The sequence below is a fragment of the Pseudomonas sp. D4002 genome (assembly GCF_013385665.1).
In the GTDB taxonomy this organism is placed as follows: Bacteria; Pseudomonadota; Gammaproteobacteria; order Pseudomonadales; family Pseudomonadaceae; genus Aquipseudomonas.
This window is the reverse complement of record NZ_JACAPN010000033.1, coordinates 134,281-152,452: the sequence shown is the minus strand read 5'-3', so window position 1 is coordinate 152,452 and position 18,172 is coordinate 134,281. Positions and strand designations below refer to the sequence as shown.

Here is an 18,172-nt window from a genome sequence, read left to right as displayed (position 1 = left end):
CCCACATTTGGACCGTGCCCGCTTTTGATTTGGCTTTTTGCTCTACAAGTCTCAAGCCGGCCGGTAGGCAGCTGTAAGAGCGGAACCATAGGTGGCCGTTACCGCAGCAACGGATATGTACTCAATCAATCAAACCACTCCCCCCGCTCAAGAAACGTATTCCGAATCATCTCCACCACCCACCCCACCTCCAGCGGATGCCGCACATCAGCACTCACCCCCATCCAGACCTGCCGCTGCATCCCCTCCAGAAACACCCCATCCAACGCCGTCAACCCACGATCAAAACAACTCATGTACCGCGGCAACAACCCAATACACGCACTGCACCGAATCATCTCCAGCATCAGCGGATACGCTTCCACCCGCACTACCCCCGCCAGCCGCTGCTCCACCAGGCTATTCCACGGCCGCAGCGCCTCCACCTGCCGGTCCGGCTGCCACTGCACCAACATATAATCCGCAAGGTCTTCAATGCTGTCCGGCCGCACCGCCAACCGCGAATACCGCTTGGCAATATGCGGCGAATAATCCAACCGCGCCAACACCTCCGGCGCCCCAATGGCAAAACTCGGCCCCGCCCCCGGCGAATCCATCCCCGACAACCACACCACCACATCCGCATCCAGCGCCTGCAACCCCAACTCGCTGTCGATGGAAATGATCTCCAACCGCACACTCGCATTGCGCCGCAACAGGGCAATCAGGTCCCGCCCCAGAATGTCATGCAGGATCGACTCGGCAACCGCCAGCCGAATCAACGGTTGCTCCAGCACCGGCAAGCGTCGCTCATGCGCCAGGGCAATCAACTGCGCCTGCAACTGCTGCCCTTCACGACTCAGGGCCAGGACATTGCCCTGATAGCTGAACAGCGAACGCCGCAGTTGCTCTTCCAGCTGCGCCAGGCGCTTGCGCAACTGCGTGGCCTTGATGTTGAGGCTGCGAGCCGCCTGCATGAAACACCCACAGCGGGCGCTGATCAGGAAATACTGCGCCACCTCGGGCTCGATGGCGGCCGCCAGGGCCAGCCAGGCCTCGCGGGATTCGGTCGACGCACGATAAGGCGCGACGCCGTGGGGTACAGCCGGTTCAACAAATACCATGGGAGACTCCCTGTCTTGTGAGTACTGTGCATCCAATGCGGTGATACGGTTTTACTCCAGTACCTTGTTCAGCTCGGCGCCGTCGATACTCAAGGTCGCGGTATTGAGCATGCCTTCCAGGTAGGCCTTGGCAATCTGCTCCTGGCGTTGCGCACGCAAGGCCTCGGTCAAGCGGCCACGCAGTTCATCCAGCGTGGCCGTGCGCGCCGGTTGTTGCCCAGTGAGTTTGAGCACGTGAAAACCCGCCGCACTCTGCACCGGCTCCGACACCCCGCCCGTCTTGAGCCGCGCCACCACACCGCGCATTTCAGGCACCAATTGCTGCAATGGCTGCATCCCGGAATCGCCACCGCGCCGGGCGCTGTCGGGGTCCTGGGAATAGTGGCTGGCCAGGGCGGCAAACTCGCCCGGCGAGGCCTGCGCCTTGCGGCTCAACTCCTGGGCCTGGCGGCGCACATTGTCGACGGTTTGCGGGTCGCTCACGGCCAGGAAAATCTGGCTGACCTGGTACAACGGCGGCGTCACCCATTGTGCCTTGCCGCTGTCATAGGCTTGCTGCAATTCAGCGGCGCTGGGGTAATCCGTCGGCACCTGGCTGACCGACAACATGTAGTCGCGAAACACGATCTGCTCGGTGGCGGCGCGGGTCTGTTGCTCCACCTCCGGGCGCTGGCGCCAGCCCTGGGCATCGGCCTGTTCAAGCACAGCCTTTTGCGCCAGGCGTGAACGCAGCCAGGTTTCCAGGGCGCTGCGGTTGCCACGCAACTGCTCGCGGGTTTCCGCCGGCAAGGCGGCCAACACCGACGCGAGTTCGGCGAGGTCGATCTGCTGGTTGCCCAGGCGCGCCACCGCCGGCCCGTCCTTCACGGCCAGCGGTGCAGGCTGCTGGGCTGCGACCGGGTCACTGCCCGGCCGCAGGCTCAACCCCACCGCGACCGCCAGCACCACCAGGGCGCCAGCGCCGACCACCAGGGTTGGTTTCTTCACAGGGCAGGCGCCTCTTCACGGGCATTGACGGCAGGCGCGGCGTCGGCCTGGGCTTGAAGCTGGGCGGCTTGCTGGCTGTATTCACGCAGGTAGACGATGAATTCCTGCAGCAGGCGGTCCCACAATTCCAGCTGATTGCGCAAGTACGGCGCACCCACGCCGGCGGCCACCACATCCATCTCCATCAGCAGGAACTCACCCTGCAACGACAACCGCGCAAAACGTCGGGAAGCGTTCCAGACCTGGGCCAGCCCCTCGGGCAATTCGCCCTGCACCCGCAGCGCGCAGCTGTAGGTGAAGTCCACGTAGCTGCCCTGCTCTGCCGCCGGGTTGCCGAAACGCACGGCGAAGCCGATGCCCTGGCTTGCGCTGAGCAATTGCACGATGCCGTTCTGCTCGGTCTGGTTGACCCGGTAGCCGGCTTCCTGCAGCAGCTCGGTCAAGGCTTGCGGGGTCACGCTGGTGATCAGTTGTACGTCGCTCATAGGGGTCTCTTCCTTGTCGATCAATGATTAGTGACGGTCTGTGGAGCATCGAACCGATTAAGGTAAAGGCCGTCACCAAAACCCTGGGCGAGTTCCTCGAACTTGACCCGGGTGCTGCTGGCGAACGGTTGGCGGATGCTCATCACGTCGGCCACGTCGATTTTTTCGTAGGCCGTCAGCAACTGCTGGGCCACGTCGTACATCTGTTGATTCTTGACTGAACATTGCTGCACTTGTGTGTCACGTTCCATGAGTTGCGCCTGCAAGCGTGCGCGCTCGGTTTCTTTGCCCCGGGCGATTACCAGCAAGTCTTCATAGGCTTTCTTGAACTTGCCCACCTGCTCATTGCTCGCGGCCACCTGGGCCTGGGCCTGGCTATGCAGGCTCTGTTGCTGGCCCACCAGTTGTTCGGCCACGCCACGGGTCTTTTCCAGTTCGGCGGTCAGTTGCTTGACCTGCGCCTGGGCCTGCTTGGCCTGGGTTTCGGCGGCGATGCGTGCGGCACTGGCCTGGGCCTGCTCGCTTTGCAGCGCCTGCAACTGCTGGGTGGTGCTGCGCAGCTGAGTGCGCAGGCGCTCCTCCATACCCTCAGCCGAAGCGCCGGTGGTAACGAGCAGTAGAAGCAGGCCGCAAATTCGCGTGTTCATGAGCTTTCTCCGGCGCATCAGAAGCGCGTGTTGAGTTCCAGTTGCATGACATCCACTTCAAACGGCGCGCCATACACTTCGGAGGCGCTGAGCCAACGGGCACTGGCGTAGATGTTCTTGTCGAGGCCGTAGTTGGCGCCGATGAAATAGCCCTTGGCGTTGGTGCCGCCGAGGTGGAACGAGGAGTCGTTGAAGCCGTCCGGCAAGGCATCCGGCTGGATGTATTTGTAGCCGGCCAGCACGTTCCAATCGCCCTTCTTGCGCATCTCCAGCGCACTGCCGAGGGTGAACTGCACCAGCAGCGCATTGCCGCCACTTTCAAACTGGCCGTCGCGGTTGAGGTTGTTGACGATCTGGCCTTCGCTGCGCTTGAGCATCTCGCCCTTGTCGTAGGCCAGGTTGTGGATGAAGTTGGTCTGGCTGCGCAGCTTGAGGTCTTCCGGCAGCTCGCTGTCCCACGCCAGGTTGAGGTCCAGCACATTGAACTTGGACGCCAGGCCGACGAATTGCGGTTGCGGGGTCAGGCCAGGCGTTGCCGGGTTGGGCGTGATGTCTCGCAGCAGGAACACGCTGTTGCCCTTCTGCATGAAGGCCAGGCGCGTGCCATCGGTATCGCACGCCGGCTGGCCGGCCCACGGCGAGCAAGGGCTGGAGCGTTCGCCCTGGATATCGCCGAAGTGGTAGTAGGCCATCGAGCCCTTCAGGCTGTTGCTGCGGTTGATCTTCCAGTCGGCGCCGATCTGCCCGCCGAACAGCCATTTGTTTTCGCTCTCGTCCTTGTCGAAGCCGTTGGTGGTGGCGGTGTCGGGGCTGTATTCCACCGGGAACGCGCCGAGGGTGCCGAACAGGCCCCAGTCGCTGTTGAGCTTGTGGTTGAAGATCGCCGCCACACCGTCGAAGTTGAGGTCCCCGGAATACATCATGTCGGTGGAATAGAACGGGTTGGCAAAACGTCCGGCGGTCAGGGTCATGTAGTCGGTGGTCTTCCAGGTGAGGTAGCCCTGGTCGAGCCAGATGTCTTTCTTGCCGAAGCCGCCGCCCAGGGTCTGGGTGGTGGACACCGGGTTGTTGTCGTTGCCGGTGCCGAGGCGGATGCCGGCGGTCCATTCCGGCGAGATAACGGCTTTCATGCCCAGGCGGGCGCGCAGGCGGAACAGGTTCTCGCGGTCTTCGCGGGTGTTGAGCAGCGGCGGCAATTTGGTGTTGGTGTTCTTGTTCACGTCGTAGGGGCCGCTGTCGTTGAGCTTGGCGTAATCGACGATTTCATTGCTGTTGTTGCCCGAGAAATAGCGCGACTCATCCCGCAGGCGAATATCGCCGTCGAAGCTGATGCGCGAGACCCACTCCGGGAACGTGTTGGGCTGGGCCCAGTTTTCCTGCTTGGCGGTGGCCATGACCTCGGCCTTGACCTGGTCGCGAATCTGGTCGCGCACCGCTGCCGGCACGTACTGCACCCGCACATCGCCGGGGGCCGCAGTTGGACCTGCCGCTACTGCCGTGGCGGTGCTGGCCTGACGTGCCTGCTGAGCCTCTTTTTCAGCCTGGGCGATCAGCCCGTCGGCCTGTTCCTGCTTGAGCACACCTTGCTGCACCAGCAGGCGGATCAGGTTGATCGTGGCGTTTTCCGAAGGCGCGGCGGCGGCCGTCGCCTGGCCGAACAGGGTCGCGATGACCATGCCGACCGCCAGGGTCAATCGATTCACGTGGGAAATCATCTGCACACAACTCCTGTAGAAAACTGCAAAAAAGGGTTCGATCAATCCGGGCGCCGGCCCTTGAGGGACAGGCGTACCGGCAGGGTCATTGAGGCGGGTGTGCGTTCCTTCAGCCGCGGTGTGGCACGCAATGCGGCCAGCACCTGGGCGTCGGTGTCGGCGTCGCCGCTGGACTTGGCCAGCTCCACGCGCGTCACCTCGCCGTCTGCGCTCAGCCACAGGTCGGCCTGCACCGTGTAGGCCTTCTTGCGCAGCTCCGGGTCTTCCCGCAGCAGGCGCTGGAACACCCCGGCCAGGTACTGCTTGAACGTCCCGGTGCCGAGCCCGCCACCACCGGAACCGGCCATGCCGCCGCCCTTGCCGGCACCGATGTTGAAACCGTCGGTACCGGACTGCGCGTCGCCGTCGATCTGCATCGGGTTGGCCAGGTCGTCCGCCGGTGAAGGCGGTGCTTCCTCCTCGGGCTTGACCTCGTCCGGGGTCGGCGTGGGCTCCGGCTCGGGGACTTTCTCCTGCACCTCGGGCTCCGGTTCCTTGGGTTTTTCCGGCGGCGGTGGTGGCGGTGGTGGCAACGGAATAATCGTCGGCACCTTGGGCGCTTCACGGCGCACGCCACTCATGTCATTGGCCCACTGCCAGAGAAACCAGGCAGCCACGGCGCCCAGCAGCAGGCCAATGCCCCACTTCAGCGGGCGCAATGGCGGCTTGTTCTTGAGGGGCGTCGGCGCGATCGGCATCTGTGCGGTCATGACTCAGCCCTGGCTCGGTTTGCCGGTGACCAGCCCGACCTGGGACAGCTCCAGGCGACGCAGCAGGTCGAGCACTTCGATGACCTTCTGGTACTGCACCATGGCGTCGCCGCGCACGATCACCGGGAAGTCCGGGTTCAGCGCTTTCTCGATGCGCAGGCGCTCTTCCAGCTCAGGCAAGGTCACCGGGTAAGCGTCGAGAAACACCTGGCCGCCATCGTTCACCGAGATGGCCTTGGTCTTGGCCTCGGACAGCGATACCGAAGCACTGGCCTTGGGCAGGTGGATCTGGATCCCCGAGACCTGGGCGGTGGCGGTGAGGATAAACATCACCAACACCACCATCAGCACGTCCACCAGGGGCGTGATGTTGATGCTGTCGACGGGGGCGTCATCGTCATCGTCGTGGGAGGCATTCACGGAAGCCATGCTGATTCTCCTCAGGCCGGGACGTGGGCGTGGTGGTCGCGACGGTGCGCCGCTTCACTGTGCTGGCTCTCGCCGTGCATCTCCGCCAGGCGGGTGATGAACTCGTCGACGAACACGCGCATGTCGGCGCTGACTTCCTTGTTGCGGGTAATCAGGCGGTTGTAGCCAAACAGCGCGGGGATCGCGACAAACAGGCCCATGGCCGTGGCCAGCAAGGCCGCCGCCATACCCGGGGCGATGGCGTTGATGTTCACGTCGCCGGCCATCGCCGTGCCGAGGAACACCACCATGATCCCCAGCACGGTGCCGAGCAGGCCGATATACGGGCCACCGGCAATCGCGTTGGAGAGGGTCGACAGCTTGGCGCCGAGTTGCTGGTTTTCCCGGGTACGCACGCCGTCCATGGAGCAGCGGATGGCTTCGATGGTGGCTGCCGAGACCGACGAGGTGTCGGCGCCCTGGGCGCGGCGAGTGCGGATTTCCTTGACCGCGACCCGGTACAGGCGCCACAGCGAGGAATGGGTCAGGCGCTCAGCCAGTAACGCGTCGTCGTAGTACATCTCCAGGCGCGTACCGATCTGTGCGAATTGCTCGCGGAAGATATCGTTGGCAGCACTCACGCGACTGACCTGGCGGTTCTTGCGGAGCATGATGAACCACGACTGGAACATCATCCCCACCAGCACCAGGATGATCACCCAGGCATCCACCGGCACCGCCTTGAGCAGGAACCCCAGGCTGCCGAAGCCGAAGCCCGACTGTTCTTCATCCACGCCATAGGCCACTAGTTTCGACTCGGCGCCCTGGGCCGTGGCATCGGCCAGCAACAGGGCTGCCGGGCGCGCGACCTTGGACAAGCGCAGTTCGTCCATGGCCCCGGTAAACGGCAGGTGCCCGCCGGCGGCTTCCGGCAAATCGGCACCGATGGCCAGTGGCGAATTGAACGCCGGCATCACCACTGCGAGGGTCGCGGTCTCACGGCCGTTGACGTACAGCGAGACCTTGTCGCCCTCGGCGGTGAACGCCAGGTGCTGCCATTGGCCGGGGTTCAGCGGCTGGGTCGAGACGGCGCGCTGGCCGTCGATTTCAATAAACGGCATGCCCTGGTTCAAGCCCAGCAACAGGCTGTGGGCGCCCTCGCGACGGGCCACCACCACTTGCTCGCCGCTGGCCTGGTCGACCCGCAACCAGGCGCTGAAAGTGAAGGCGCCGCCCGCTGCGTGTTGCAGCGACGGGCTGGCTGGCAGCAGCAACGGCTGGCCACTGAACTGCAAGGCCCGGCCGATCACGCCGTCGATGCTCGCACCGGTGGCGTTTACGGCAGTGTTGCCGTAGGCCGTGGTGTCCCGGGGCGGCGTGCCGTTGGCGCCGTCGAAGTGGTAGAGCGCGGTGTAGTTCGGGTCGAAGGTCAACTGGCCGTTGGCGGTGGCCGGCGCCTTCTGGTTGCCGTAGTACATCCACAGGTCCTGGCGCTGGCCGCCTTCGACCTTGGGCACATCGACCCAGATCAGCGCCATGCCCATCAGCGGGTCGAAGCTTTCGATCTGGTGGTTGAACACGGTCTTGTCATCGGCGCTGACAAAGCGCAGGTCGGCGCCGTCGTCCTTGACCCCGTCAAAGGTGAAGTTGCCGGTGTGCAGGCGCACCAGCAACGCAGTGCGGCCCAGGGCCTGGCTGATGGCTGCGCCCTGGGAGGTGGTGTCCACCGTGATCTGTTTACGGTAGTGCCAATCGTCCTGCCACCAGGCATGGGCGGTGGCCGGGAGCGCGAAGCCCAGGCAGATCAACAGGCTCAGAAATAGGCGTTGCATGTCAGGAGTCTCCGAAAAAAGGGGTCAGAAAGTCGCCTGCACACTGAAGTGCAGTCGCGAGTCCTGTTTCTGGGTATTTGGGCCTTCAAGCAGCGGGTAGCCCCAATCCAGGCTGCCGGACAACCACTTGCTCAAACTGGCGCGGGTGCCGAGGCCGACACTGGCCAGGCTGTATTCGTCTTCCTGCTCGGGCAGCGGGTCATGCAGGCGCAGGCGTGCGCCTTCGGCAAACGCGTAGAAGCGCCACTCCTGCACGTAGCTGCCGAGAAACTTGGCCAGGGACGGCGTGCGCAGCTCCTGGGACAACAGGTAGCCTTCGTCACCGGTGCGTTCGGCGGCGAGATACCCGCGTACCGACGTAGCGCCGCCAGCGGAATATTGCTCGTTGGACACCAGCGGCCCCGAGGCCAGCTGGAAGCCGGCCTTGGACGCCGACTGCCAGTCGTTGCCGAAGGTGTAGGTGTAATTCAGGTCACCCTTGAGCACCGCAAAACTCGGGCTGGCCTTGTCACGCTTGTACTGGAACTCCTCGGCGTCGCTGCCGTAGCCGAAGAACGCGCGGGTACCCACCACCAGGCTCAAGCCCAGCCCCAATTGCGACTGCTCGGTGTAGCGGTAGCCGTTGTAGCCAAAGGTCAGCGGTGCGTACTTCAGCGGGATATCGTCCGTACTGCCGCCAAACTTCATCTGCTCCTTGAAGTCCTTGAAGTCGACCCCGGCAGAGAACGAATTGGCCCAATTGCCACTGGCCGGCAGGCTGTAGATCGCCGACACGCCGTAGGAATGGCCCTTGCCCAACACGTTGCTGCCGCCGATGGTGGCGATGTTGCTGTCGGACTGATAACCGGAGAACTGCAGGCTCCAGCGATCAGTCAGCGGCGCGGTGTAGGAGCCCGACCAGACCTTGGCGTTGTCGCTGTCCTGGGGTGCGGTGAAGTACGTCAGGGAAATGCTGTGGCCCAGTTGCCAGAGGTTGTCGTAACCCAGGGTCGCGACGCTGCGCAGCTCCTTGGTGTCGGCGCTGTAGTCATTGTTCAGGCCGAGGCTGGCGTGCCAGGGGTTCTGGTCTTCCACCTGCAGGTCGACGTCCATGGTGCCGGGGCGCTGGCCTTCGCGGACCAGCGGCGTGACCTGCCGCCCGGCGCTGCGATTGAGGCCGGCGAGTTGGGTTTGCACGCTGGTGAAATCCGGAACCGCGCCCTCCTTCAAGCCGGGTACTTCGTCGCGGATTTCCACCGGCGAATAGTGCTTGGCGCCTACCACGCGGACGCGCCCGACCTTGGTTTCGCTGACCTGCAGGTAGACGATTCCGTCATCGACCTTCTGCTCCGGCAGTTCGACGAACACCGACTGATAGCCGCGTGCCTGATAGATCTTCTGCAAGGCATCCCGGGCGCCTTCGATGTCGGCGAGGGTCTTTTGCGGGCCGAGAAACGGGTACACCGCCTCTTCGATCGCACGAGCGTCGAGCACGGTGTTGCCGCGCACGAAGTACTCGTTGACGTCCACCAGCCGTGCCGGAGGCTCGGGCTGGGTGCCCTGCTCTTCGGCCTGTAGCGGTTGCGCCAGTGCACCCAGCGTCAGCCAGCACAGCGCCAGCGTTGATTTGAACAGATGCTCCACACCGCCCCCTGGTTTACTCAAGATGATTGCCGTCGCCGTTTGCCCGGCGTTTGGCCTGTTCAATTGCTGGATATCGAGGTGTTGCCGTGCCGGGCGAGCCAGGTGTGCAGCAGGGCGAAGTTCAGGGAGAACTCCGGCATGTGCAGCAAGGCGCCACAGAACACTTCACCGATGATTTTCTGGATCAACTGCACCGCCTGCGGGTTGTTCAGGAACGTGGCGATGTCGCGTTGCAGGAGGTTGATGCCCCAGACTTTCTGGTTCAGGTCGAGGCCGACGAACCAGCGGAACAGCAGGTTGTAGTTGAGTTGTTCGTGCAGTTGCTGTTCGTTGGGGACTGAGTACAGGAGTTGCAGCAGCAGGATCTGCAAGACGGTCTGGGGGGCGATCTGGGTGCCGGGTTGGGCCTGGAGCAGGTCGCGGTGGAGGTCGAGGATGTCGTCGATCTGCGGGCGCAACAAGACCAGCGAATGGCCTGCGGGGATGTAGCTGGAGACTTCCTTGAGCGCGCCTTGCCAGTCGTCCTGGGAGACGATCCATACCCACGGTGCGCCATAGCGGTAGACCGAGACCGGTTTTTTGCGTGCGGCTTCGACGATCTTTGACAGGCGCTGGTCGAGCTCCTGCATGCCGACTTTCGAGTAACGTTCCATAGTTCCCATTCGCCCCACTCCTGGCATCCTGCTTGCGGCTCTGACGTCGCCTTTTTTGGCGGTGTTGAGCGCGTTACATAGCCAAGACGGGGGTCGCTGGGGACTACCGAACTTTTGTCATAAAAGCTTCTTTTTTGGGGCGGGGTGAGGTGGGCATATCCGTTGCTGCGGTCAGGGCTGGTATTGGTTCCGCTCTTACAGCGGCTCACTTTTGGAGTGTTGTGAAGCAAAATCAAAAGTTAAAGCGGGCACGGTTCAAATGTGGGAGCTGGCTTGCCTGCGATGGCATCGCCTCGGTGTATCTGAAAAACCGAGTTGTCTGCATCGCAGGCAAGCCAGCTCCCACAGAAAAGCAGAACCACGGAGTGCGGGCATGCCGAGCCTAGGCGAGGCACCGAGTGGTGGAGCAGAGACCTTTTGGTTACTTTTGGCTGGGCCGGCATTCCGGGCGTTTGCCAAAAGTGACCCGCTGTAAGAGCGGAACCATAAGCGGCCGTTACCGAAGAAACGGATATGTACTCAAACCAAAGACCCCGGCAACGGCAACTCATAAGACTTCTTAACCGTCCTGACCACCAAAGTAGACGAATAAGTACGAATCGGAATATCCCGATAAATCTCTAAAAACCGATAGATATAATCAGTGTACTCAGTGGCATCCCGAAACTTCGCCACCATCACAAAATCAAACTCCCCGGTCAGCAGATAACAGTCCTGAATCTCCGGATGACTCGCCAGGATATGCTGCATCTTGCGGTCGATATCATTGCTGTCCCTATCAAGCTTGATCAGGAAGAACGCCGTAACCTGAATCCCAAGCTTGCGCTCATCCAGCACCGCCACCTTGGCCTTGATGATCCCGACACTCTCCAACCGCCTGATACGCCGGTAACAACTGGTTGAAGACAGCCCGACACTGTCACTCAACAACTCCAGACTCTGACTGCAATCCCTTTGCAATTTCCCCAGAATCTTCAAATCCATGGCATCTGTCATTTTTTCCATATCTTCCTTGAAAAAACTGCAATGAATCCACCGTAAACACCCACCAATTTGCACAAATCCTGCGCGGTGGCGCACTAACATCAATCCAGCTTAGCAGCCCAGCCAAATCAGGCACCGGGGCCGCATGAGAGGGATCTTATGATAGTCGCGAAACCGACATGGGCCACCGATATCCACGGCCTATTCAGCGCCCCCTACTGGATCCCCCAAGAGCAACGCGCCGCCGTCGCCGCCTCCTGGGTGGGCTGCATGAACGCCTACTTCGTATTCCTCGAAGACCCCGCCTCCGTCAAGACCTGGTCCGAAACCATCTACCAGCACCTGGCCTCCCGCAGCATGCCGCTGACCCTCGACCAGCAGCAGTTCTGGCCCATCGACGCGCTGGAAACCTTCAGGCTGTGGGTCAACCAGGGCTGGCGCCTCACTCCCGCCTCACCGTTCGACGAGGCAGAACGCATCCCCCCACCCGACCTGCCTCACCCGGTCAAACGCGTGCGCCAGGACATTCGCGCACTGACACAGGAACAACTGAACCTGTACCGCTCACGCCTCGATGACGTAATGCAGGTGGCCAACGCCGACAGCGGCTCCCCGTGGCAGCGTTACGCCTATATCCACACCAACTGGTGCCTGCATTACCAGGAAGCGTTTGCCCTGTGGCACCGGGCCTATCTGCTGTACCTGGAAGCGCTGATCGACTGCCCCATCCCCTACTGGGACTGGATGGCCGAAGACGCCAGTGTCGACGGCAGCCCCCAGGCCGGCTTGCCCCAGGCGTTTCTCGATGAAACCTACGTGCACCCGCACACCGGCGAGGTTCGCCCTAATCCGTTGCGCTACGCCGCTGCCAAGGACGGCTGTTCGAAGGTCTGTGAAAAGGCCGGGGTACCGGGTGTGGACTGCCGCTTCGTGCAACGCAACCCGCTGTTCTACACCCAGGGCGAGACGCAGCGCGTCGAACGCACCCAGTTGTACGGCATGAGCCGGATTTTCCAGCAACAGGTGGTCGATGCCCTGAAGTTCAACACCTTCAGCCAGCCCCAGGGCGTGCCAGGTTATCCCTGGGCGAACATCCCGGTGTTTGATCCCCCCCAGGAAGATGACCTGTACCCCAACCGCGCGCTGAATTTCGACGGGCTCTACGAGCAGCCCCACGACAACTATCACGGCTGGATCGGCGGCGACATGGCTGACAACGCCTACACCGCGTTCGACCCGGTGTTCAGCTCCTACCACGCCAATATCGACCGGATGCTGGAGGTCTGGATCCGCGCCCACCCGGCAGCGCAGTACACCACCCAGTGCCTGCTCCAGCCGTTTGCCGGCAGCGAGGCCGACGATGTCACCTTCACCAGTGCCGACGCCTGGCGCTACACCACCCTGGGGGACATGGCCCAGGACAGTCGGCATATCGGCTATGACTACGGTGTGCCCGTCGCCCCGCCCTTTGGCACCCGCCGCCCGGCCGCAAAAGCCTGCTGCCAGCAAAGTTCGACGCCGATGCAAGCGCAGGAACAAACCGCAAGCCTGGGCCCGTGGGTGGTGTTCGACCATGTGCGCTGCACCCACGACACCTACCTGATCGACGTATTCCTCAACCAGCCCGACGCCACGCCGCAGCAGGTGAGCGCCGACAATCCGCACTATGTCGGGCGCTTCAGTCGCATCGGCATGGGCCTGGTGGATGACAAGGGCCGCTGCATCACCCATGGCGTGTCACGCGCGCTGAATGCCGCGCGCACTGCTGCCGTATTGAACCTTCGCCCCACTGACACCACGCAGTTATCCGTGGTGGTGACCCATCTCGATAGTGCCCGGGTGTTGACGCCGCAAGAGTACGCGCCGCTGCCTGGCTTTATCGCCCAACTGGTGTGGGACGACCCGCGCCAAACCGTCGCCGGCCCTGCTCCCAGTGCCGGTTGCTGCTCCGTTTCCACCACAACAACACCTGGAGAATCGACATGAGCACACCCTTCAAACAATTCACCTCTCCCGCCGGGCAAGCTCCCAAGGACTACAACAAGCTGGGCCTGGAAAACCAGTTGCCGCAGTTTGAAACCGACTGGAACAACGACCTCACCGGCTGGACCCAGTCTGCGATCATCGGCAACCCGTGGTCGGGCCTCAATGACGCGCCGCGCTCGGGCTATTACAACCCACTGGTGGAAGGTTACGGCCCCACCACGCCGCCGGCGATTACCTGGGCGCCCTTCCCCAATCGGCTGTGGACGTTTTTCTACAACAACGGCACGGCGGTGATTCCACAGTTGGGCGGCAAGGCCATGTCCATGCAACAGGTGATGGAGCTGACCGACAACGGCCAGATTACGATCAACAACACCCTGTACATGCTCTACGACCCGAACAAGCAAGGCACCCTGCTGCAACTCCCCGTCACTCGCTGCCCGAGCATCGACTGGCAAGGCAAGTACAAGGATTTCTCGCCTTCGGGCCCCCGTGGCTGGCTTGACGAATATTGCGAGTGGTCCATCGTGCGCGATGCCGACGGCAACATGCGCAAGATCACCTTCACTTGCGAAAACCCGGCGTATTTCCTGGCCATGTGGCGCATCGATCCGACTGCTGTACTGGGGCTGTATCGCGACTACATCGACCCGCAGGTGCAACTCGAAGACCTGTACCTGCGCTACACCGCCGACTGCCCGACCGGTAAGGCCGGCGATCCGGTCATCGACCCCACCACCGGTCAACCGGCCTACGACACCGTCAACAAATGGAACGCCGGCACCGCCTGTGTGCCAGGCCAATACGGCGGTGCGATGCACCTGACCTCCGGCCCCAACACCCTGAGCGCCGAGGTGTACCTGGCTGCCGCGGCGACCATCCTGCGGCCATTGAGCAGCAGCCAGAATTCCCAGGCGTTGATCTGCTGCGCGCAATACGGGCAGAACTACCGCAACTCCGATCCGCATATCGGTTTCTCGGCCAACAGCGTGGCAGTGAATAACCGGCTCTCCCTGACCAACCCCATCGGCCTGTACCTGCAACAACCCACCGACTTCTCGGCGTGGAAAGGCCCCCAGGGCCAGGACGTCAGCCAGTACTGGAAAATCACCCGTGGCACCGCCAAGTCCGCCGCCAACGGCTCCGACCAGATTCTGCAAGCGGTGTTTGAAGTGCCGGTCAGCGCCGGGTTCTCGATCAACGACATCACCATCAGCGGCCAGCCGATCGACTACGTGTGGGTGATTGCCCAGCAGTTGCTGGTGGGCCTGAGTGTGACAACCACGCCCATCAGCCCGACGCCGGATTCCTGCCCGTGCGTGACGGACCGGGTCAACGGCGTGCAACCCTGGCCGGTACAGCTGCTGCCGCTGGACCTGTTCTACGGGCAGTCACCCACCGACCTGCCGGCCTGGCTGGCACCCGGCACCAGCGGGCAGTTTGCCCTGGTGGTGCAAGGCGCCGACCTCAAGACCACCGCCGAGACGGCGCGGGTGCAATTCTCCAATCCTGGGGTGACGGCGCAGGTCACAAAGTTCCTGCCGGATGCCTCGGCCATCCCCGGGCAAACCAACTCCGGTGGCACCCAGGGCTACCTGCTGACCATCACCGTAAGCCCCACTGCCGCACCGGGGCTGGTGACAGTGCGCGCCCTCAACCCGGTCGAAGCCGATAACCCCAGCGCGGCGGAACACCCGTGGGAATCCGGATTGGCGCTGGTGCCTGGCGCCTGACTGATACAGCCCATCAGCCGCACCCACCCAGGGTGCGGCTTTACCTGCTTGCAAGGAGCGCGATGATGTCCAGGTTACGCTTGAGTGTTTTATCGCTGCTGACCAGTGTGGTGCTGAGCCTGTTCGCCATGCAGGCCGCCTACGCATCCCCCACTTCCGACGCCGACGCTTGCGTGCAGCAACAGTTGGTGTTCAACCCGAAAAGCGGCGGCTTCCTGCCGATCAACAACTTCAACGCCACCGGCCAGAGCTTCATGAATTGCTTTGGCTGGCAGTTGTTCATTGCCCTGAACTGGCCGGTGAATCCCGGTTGGCCAGCCACGCCTGCCCTCGCGGGTGAGCCGGACATGAACAGTACCCTGGCGCAATTCGGCGTACCGACTGCCTCCGGGCAGCCGATGAGCGTGGCGCCGGTATGGGCCAGCTACAAGGATGCCAACGATATCTTCCTGCCCGGCGCGCCCGCGCCCACCGGCTGGGGCGTGCAAACCCTGGTGCCGTCCAATTGCAGCACCCAGGGCAGCCTCAGGGCGATGTCGGTGGGGGCGCGCAAGTTCATGACCGCCACCTCCGAAAGCGCGATCAACGCGCGGCATGGGTTTCACCTGTCCAGCGGCACCCTGGCCTCGATTCCGGACCCGATCATGGAAGCCTCCGGCGGCTGGCTGACGGACCAGTCGCAGAACCTGGTGTTTTTTGAACGCAAGGTCGGCAAGGCCGAGTTCGACTACATCGTCAGCAAAGGGCTGTACGACGCGGCCAACCAGCTGAAAGTCGCGCAGAACCTCGACAACCAGAACCCCGGCGGGCTGTCCTTGCCCATCGGTGAACCCATGCGCTCGCTGCCGCCCAACCCGGTGCCGCAGGAGCAACTGGGAGCTCTGGAGGTCAAGGCAGCATGGCGAATCCTCACCGGCAAACCCGAGCTCTACGGACGTTACCTGACCACCGTCGCCTGGCTCAAAAACCCGGCCACCTTGCAGTGCACCCAGCAGGTGGTGGGCCTGGTGGGCCTGCATATCATCAACAAGACCCAGGCCTCGCCCAACTTCATCTGGACCACCTTCGAGCAAGTGGACAACGTGCCGGAACCCAACCAGGTGCCGCCACAACAAACGCCGCCCGACAGCTTTGCCTTCAACAACCCGAACTGCGGCACCGGCCCCGAATGCACGCCGAACGTGGCGCGTATCCAGTGCAAGCAGCAGCATCCGGACCGCGACTGCACCGAGCCGTTTCCACGGGACCAACCCGTGCAGACCACCCGGGAACATCCGCTGCCCACTGAACTGCAGGCGCTTAACGGCGCGGTGCAGGCCAATTTTGCCCAGCAGAGCCAGGGCAAGTCGGTGTTCCAGTACTACAAACTGATCAACGTACTCTGGACCCTCACCCCCAACCCGCCCACCCAGCCGGAACCGGGTGTCAGTGCGCAAGTGCCGCTGTCCTACGGGCCGTTTATCAGCCAGGGCAACGTACCGGTGGCCAACACCACCCTGGAGACCTACGTCCAGGGCGATAACTGCAATGCCTGTCATCAGTACGCGACCATCGCCGGCAGCTCGACCCTGGCCTCGGACTTTTCGTTCCTGTTCAACAGTGCCGATTCGGCCAGCAAGAAAAGCCTGGTCAAGCGCGTAAAAGCCTTCCAGACCCTCAAGGACGGTTCACCCTGAACTCGACTGTTCAGACCGCTGCTCAAGGTTTCTCGGTGCTGTAAGGCCTTGAGCATTTGGTCCTTGCGCTAGCTCCTGCTGGTAAAAAGAGGCGCCCCTTATCAAGTAACGCCCGAAATGTCCGACAGCCCCCGCATCTACCCGGTAAGACCGCTCTCGAGGGATATCGTGTGGCCACCCACCGGCCACTCATGACTTTTGGTAAAGAGTCCTTTTCGGATTCAGCGGTTTTTCCGAAGGAACGAGAGGCCGATACTCGACTCCATTGTTCACATCACTTCAGGAGTCACTCATGTCCATTCCCGCATTCGGCCTCGGCACGTTCCGCCTGCAAGGCCAGGTCGTCATCGACTCCGTCAGCACCGGCCTGGAGCTGGGCTATCGCGTCATCGACACCGCACAAATCTACGAAAACGAAGCCGACGTCGGCCAGGCCATCGCCGACAGCGGCATCCCACGGGACGAGCTGTTCATCACCAGCAAGATCTGGATCGCCAACTTCGCCGAAGGCCAGCTGATTCCCAGCCTCAAGGAAAGCCTGCGCAAACTCCAGACCGACTACCTGGACCTGACCCTGATACACTGGCCATCGCCGGAAGACCAGGTACCGGTCGCCGAGTTCATGGGCCAGTTGCTGGAAGCCAAGCGCCAGGGCCTGACCCGCCAGATCGGTATTTCCAACTTCACCGTCGACCTGATGAAGCAGGCAATTGCCGCCGTCGGTGCCGAGCACATCGCGACCAACCAGGTGGAACTGCACCCGTACCTGCAAAACCGCACCGTGGCGGAGTTTGCCAAGGCCCATGGCATCCAGATCACTTCCTACATGACCCTGGCCTACGGCGAAGTGCTGAAGGACCCGGTGATCCAGCAGATCGCCGAACGTCATCAGGCAACCCCGGCGCAAGTGACCCTGGCGTGGGCCATGCAACTGGGCTACGCGGTGATCCCGTCCTCGACCAAGCGCGCCAACCTGGCCAGCAACCTCAAGGCTCTGGACCTGACCCTGAGTGACGCTGACATGGCGCAGATCGCCGCCCTGGAGCGTGGCCATCGGCTGACCAGCCCCAAAGGCATCGCGCCGAACTGGGACTAAGCCGCAGGGCTGCCGGACAACTCCCGCAGCCACGGCAACACCCGCAACCCGTCGGTGGCTGACGGCGGGTCGATGATGTCCATGAAGTGTTCAAGGTTGATGCTGTCCGGCGTACCCGGCAGGCGCACCAGCAGGGTTGGTGCGGCGGACGGCGTGCCCAGTTCGCGGATATCGTAGACCAGCACATGGCGAATCTGCGGGTGCTGTTCCTGGAAGGCAAGCACCCCGCCGTCGCTGTCTGCCAGCCCGGCGTTGATGATCAGCACATCGAACGGCCTGGCCGGAATCGCCGTGAGGATCCGCACTTCTTCGAACGTCTGCACCGGAACGATGCGGTAGTAGCCCAGTTGGTTGAGCATTTTTTCGATGTACAGTCGTTGCAGATGCTGTTCATCGGCGATCAGGAGGGTCAGTGCTTTGTTTGGCATGGCGAACACCTGAGCAAGAAGCGCTCGTGAAGGACTGGACGCACTATTTTCCAGACATATTCCGAAG

16 protein-coding genes are annotated in these 18,172 nt (G+C 62.5%); 4 read left to right on the top strand and 12 right to left on the bottom strand.

Translation table 11 applies throughout. From position 1 onward, the window contains the following. Positions 1 to 125: 125 nt before the first annotated feature. The 11 genes from HX824_RS23640 to HX824_RS23590 form a co-directional block, all read right to left on the bottom strand. Positions 126 to 1,103, bottom strand: coding sequence for a LysR family transcriptional regulator (locus HX824_RS23640; RefSeq protein WP_003211527.1), 978 nt, complete (start codon positions 1,101 to 1,103; stop codon positions 126 to 128). A gap of 51 nt (positions 1,104 to 1,154) precedes the next feature. Next, positions 1,155 to 2,090 carry a peptidylprolyl isomerase gene (locus HX824_RS23635; protein ID WP_177055172.1) on the bottom strand — a complete coding sequence of 312 codons (936 nt, stop codon included), beginning with the start codon at positions 2,088 to 2,090 and terminating at the stop codon, positions 1,155 to 1,157. Continuing rightward, positions 2,087 to 2,575 carry a YbjN domain-containing protein gene (locus HX824_RS23630; protein ID WP_087694073.1) on the bottom strand — a complete coding sequence of 163 codons (489 nt, stop codon included), beginning with the start codon at positions 2,573 to 2,575 and terminating at the stop codon, positions 2,087 to 2,089. The genes HX824_RS23635 and HX824_RS23630 overlap by 4 nt, the downstream gene beginning before the upstream one ends. A 20-nt stretch (positions 2,576 to 2,595) precedes the next feature. Further along, complete coding sequence (locus HX824_RS23625) at positions 2,596 to 3,222, bottom strand: DNA repair protein (RefSeq protein ID WP_177055170.1); 627 nt, start codon at positions 3,220 to 3,222, stop codon at positions 2,596 to 2,598. 17 nt (positions 3,223 to 3,239) lie between these two features. Beyond that, positions 3,240 to 4,937, bottom strand: a complete 1,698-nt coding sequence (locus tag HX824_RS23620; RefSeq protein ID WP_177055168.1) for a putative porin — start codon at positions 4,935 to 4,937, stop codon at positions 3,240 to 3,242. Between the two features lie 41 nt (positions 4,938 to 4,978). Then, positions 4,979 to 5,686 carry an energy transducer TonB gene (locus HX824_RS23615; RefSeq protein WP_177035728.1) on the bottom strand — a complete coding sequence of 236 codons (708 nt, stop codon included), beginning with the start codon at positions 5,684 to 5,686 and terminating at the stop codon, positions 4,979 to 4,981. A gap of 3 nt (positions 5,687 to 5,689) precedes the next feature. Next, positions 5,690 to 6,115: a biopolymer transporter ExbD gene (locus HX824_RS23610; RefSeq protein ID WP_003211540.1), complete on the bottom strand. Its 426-nt coding sequence runs from the start codon at positions 6,113 to 6,115 to the stop codon at positions 5,690 to 5,692. 11 nt (positions 6,116 to 6,126) lie between these two features. Beyond that, entirely contained in the window at positions 6,127 to 7,926 is a 1,800-nt protein-coding gene (locus HX824_RS23605; RefSeq protein ID WP_177055166.1) for a DUF2341 domain-containing protein, read from the bottom strand. A 24-nt stretch (positions 7,927 to 7,950) separates the two neighbouring features. Then, positions 7,951 to 9,549 carry a ShlB/FhaC/HecB family hemolysin secretion/activation protein gene (locus tag HX824_RS23600; RefSeq protein ID WP_008430334.1) on the bottom strand — a complete coding sequence of 533 codons (1,599 nt, stop codon included), beginning with the start codon at positions 9,547 to 9,549 and terminating at the stop codon, positions 7,951 to 7,953. A 59-nt stretch (positions 9,550 to 9,608) separates the two neighbouring features. Then, positions 9,609 to 10,202: a transposase gene (locus tag HX824_RS23595; RefSeq protein ID WP_087694077.1), complete on the bottom strand. Its 594-nt coding sequence runs from the start codon at positions 10,200 to 10,202 to the stop codon at positions 9,609 to 9,611. A 519-nt stretch (positions 10,203 to 10,721) separates the two neighbouring features. Then, positions 10,722 to 11,186: an Lrp/AsnC family transcriptional regulator gene (locus tag HX824_RS23590; protein WP_032899475.1), complete on the bottom strand. Its 465-nt coding sequence runs from the start codon at positions 11,184 to 11,186 to the stop codon at positions 10,722 to 10,724. 159 nt (positions 11,187 to 11,345) lie between these two features. Between HX824_RS23590 and HX824_RS23585 the strand changes: the two genes are divergently transcribed. The 4 genes from HX824_RS23585 (at position 11,346) to dkgB (ending at position 17,677) form a co-directional block, all read left to right on the top strand. Further along, positions 11,346 to 13,172: a tyrosinase family protein gene (locus HX824_RS23585; protein WP_177055164.1), complete on the top strand. Its 1,827-nt coding sequence runs from the start codon at positions 11,346 to 11,348 to the stop codon at positions 13,170 to 13,172. Continuing rightward, positions 13,169 to 14,905: a hypothetical protein gene (locus HX824_RS23580; RefSeq protein ID WP_177009740.1), complete on the top strand. Its 1,737-nt coding sequence runs from the start codon at positions 13,169 to 13,171 to the stop codon at positions 14,903 to 14,905. Before HX824_RS23585 ends, HX824_RS23580 begins: the two co-directional genes overlap by 4 nt. Positions 14,906 to 14,970: 65 nt before the next feature. Beyond that, positions 14,971 to 16,581: a hypothetical protein gene (locus HX824_RS23575; protein ID WP_177021669.1), complete on the top strand. Its 1,611-nt coding sequence runs from the start codon at positions 14,971 to 14,973 to the stop codon at positions 16,579 to 16,581. A gap of 292 nt (positions 16,582 to 16,873) precedes the next feature. After that, on the top strand, positions 16,874 to 17,677 hold the full coding sequence (gene dkgB, locus HX824_RS23570) for a 2,5-didehydrogluconate reductase DkgB (RefSeq protein ID WP_003211554.1): 804 nt from the start codon (positions 16,874 to 16,876) through the stop codon (positions 17,675 to 17,677). On the opposite strand, the gene HX824_RS23565 is transcribed toward dkgB, so the two are convergent. After that, the gene (locus HX824_RS23565; RefSeq protein WP_177055162.1) at positions 17,674 to 18,105 is read right to left on the bottom strand and encodes a chemotaxis protein CheY; all 432 of its coding nucleotides are present in this window, start codon (positions 18,103 to 18,105) and stop codon (positions 17,674 to 17,676) included. The two genes, dkgB and HX824_RS23565, sit on opposite strands and share 4 nt — an antisense overlap. Positions 18,106 to 18,172 lie beyond the last annotated feature (67 nt).

Coding starts and splice junctions, on each gene's coding strand:
- HX824_RS23630 (WP_087694073.1), bottom strand. CDS start 2,575: ATGAGCGACGTACAACTGATCACCAGCGTGACCCCGCAAGCCTTGACC.
- HX824_RS23590 (WP_032899475.1), bottom strand. CDS start 11,186: ATGGATTTGAAGATTCTGGGGAAATTGCAAAGGGATTGCAGTCAGAGT.
- HX824_RS23640 (WP_003211527.1), bottom strand. CDS start 1,103: ATGGTATTTGTTGAACCGGCTGTACCCCACGGCGTCGCGCCTTATCGT.
- HX824_RS23595 (WP_087694077.1), bottom strand. CDS start 10,202: ATGGAACGTTACTCGAAAGTCGGCATGCAGGAGCTCGACCAGCGCCTG.
- HX824_RS23575 (WP_177021669.1), top strand. CDS start 14,971: ATGTCCAGGTTACGCTTGAGTGTTTTATCGCTGCTGACCAGTGTGGTG.
- HX824_RS23610 (WP_003211540.1), bottom strand. CDS start 6,115: ATGGCTTCCGTGAATGCCTCCCACGACGATGACGATGACGCCCCCGTC.
- dkgB (WP_003211554.1), top strand. CDS start 16,874: ATGTCCATTCCCGCATTCGGCCTCGGCACGTTCCGCCTGCAAGGCCAG.
- HX824_RS23585 (WP_177055164.1), top strand. CDS start 11,346: ATGATAGTCGCGAAACCGACATGGGCCACCGATATCCACGGCCTATTC.
- HX824_RS23565 (WP_177055162.1), bottom strand. CDS start 18,105: ATGCCAAACAAAGCACTGACCCTCCTGATCGCCGATGAACAGCATCTG.
- HX824_RS23605 (WP_177055166.1), bottom strand. CDS start 7,926: ATGCAACGCCTATTTCTGAGCCTGTTGATCTGCCTGGGCTTCGCGCTC.
- HX824_RS23580 (WP_177009740.1), top strand. CDS start 13,169: ATGAGCACACCCTTCAAACAATTCACCTCTCCCGCCGGGCAAGCTCCC.
- HX824_RS23615 (WP_177035728.1), bottom strand. CDS start 5,686: ATGACCGCACAGATGCCGATCGCGCCGACGCCCCTCAAGAACAAGCCG.
- HX824_RS23620 (WP_177055168.1), bottom strand. CDS start 4,937: ATGATTTCCCACGTGAATCGATTGACCCTGGCGGTCGGCATGGTCATC.
- HX824_RS23625 (WP_177055170.1), bottom strand. CDS start 3,222: ATGAACACGCGAATTTGCGGCCTGCTTCTACTGCTCGTTACCACCGGC.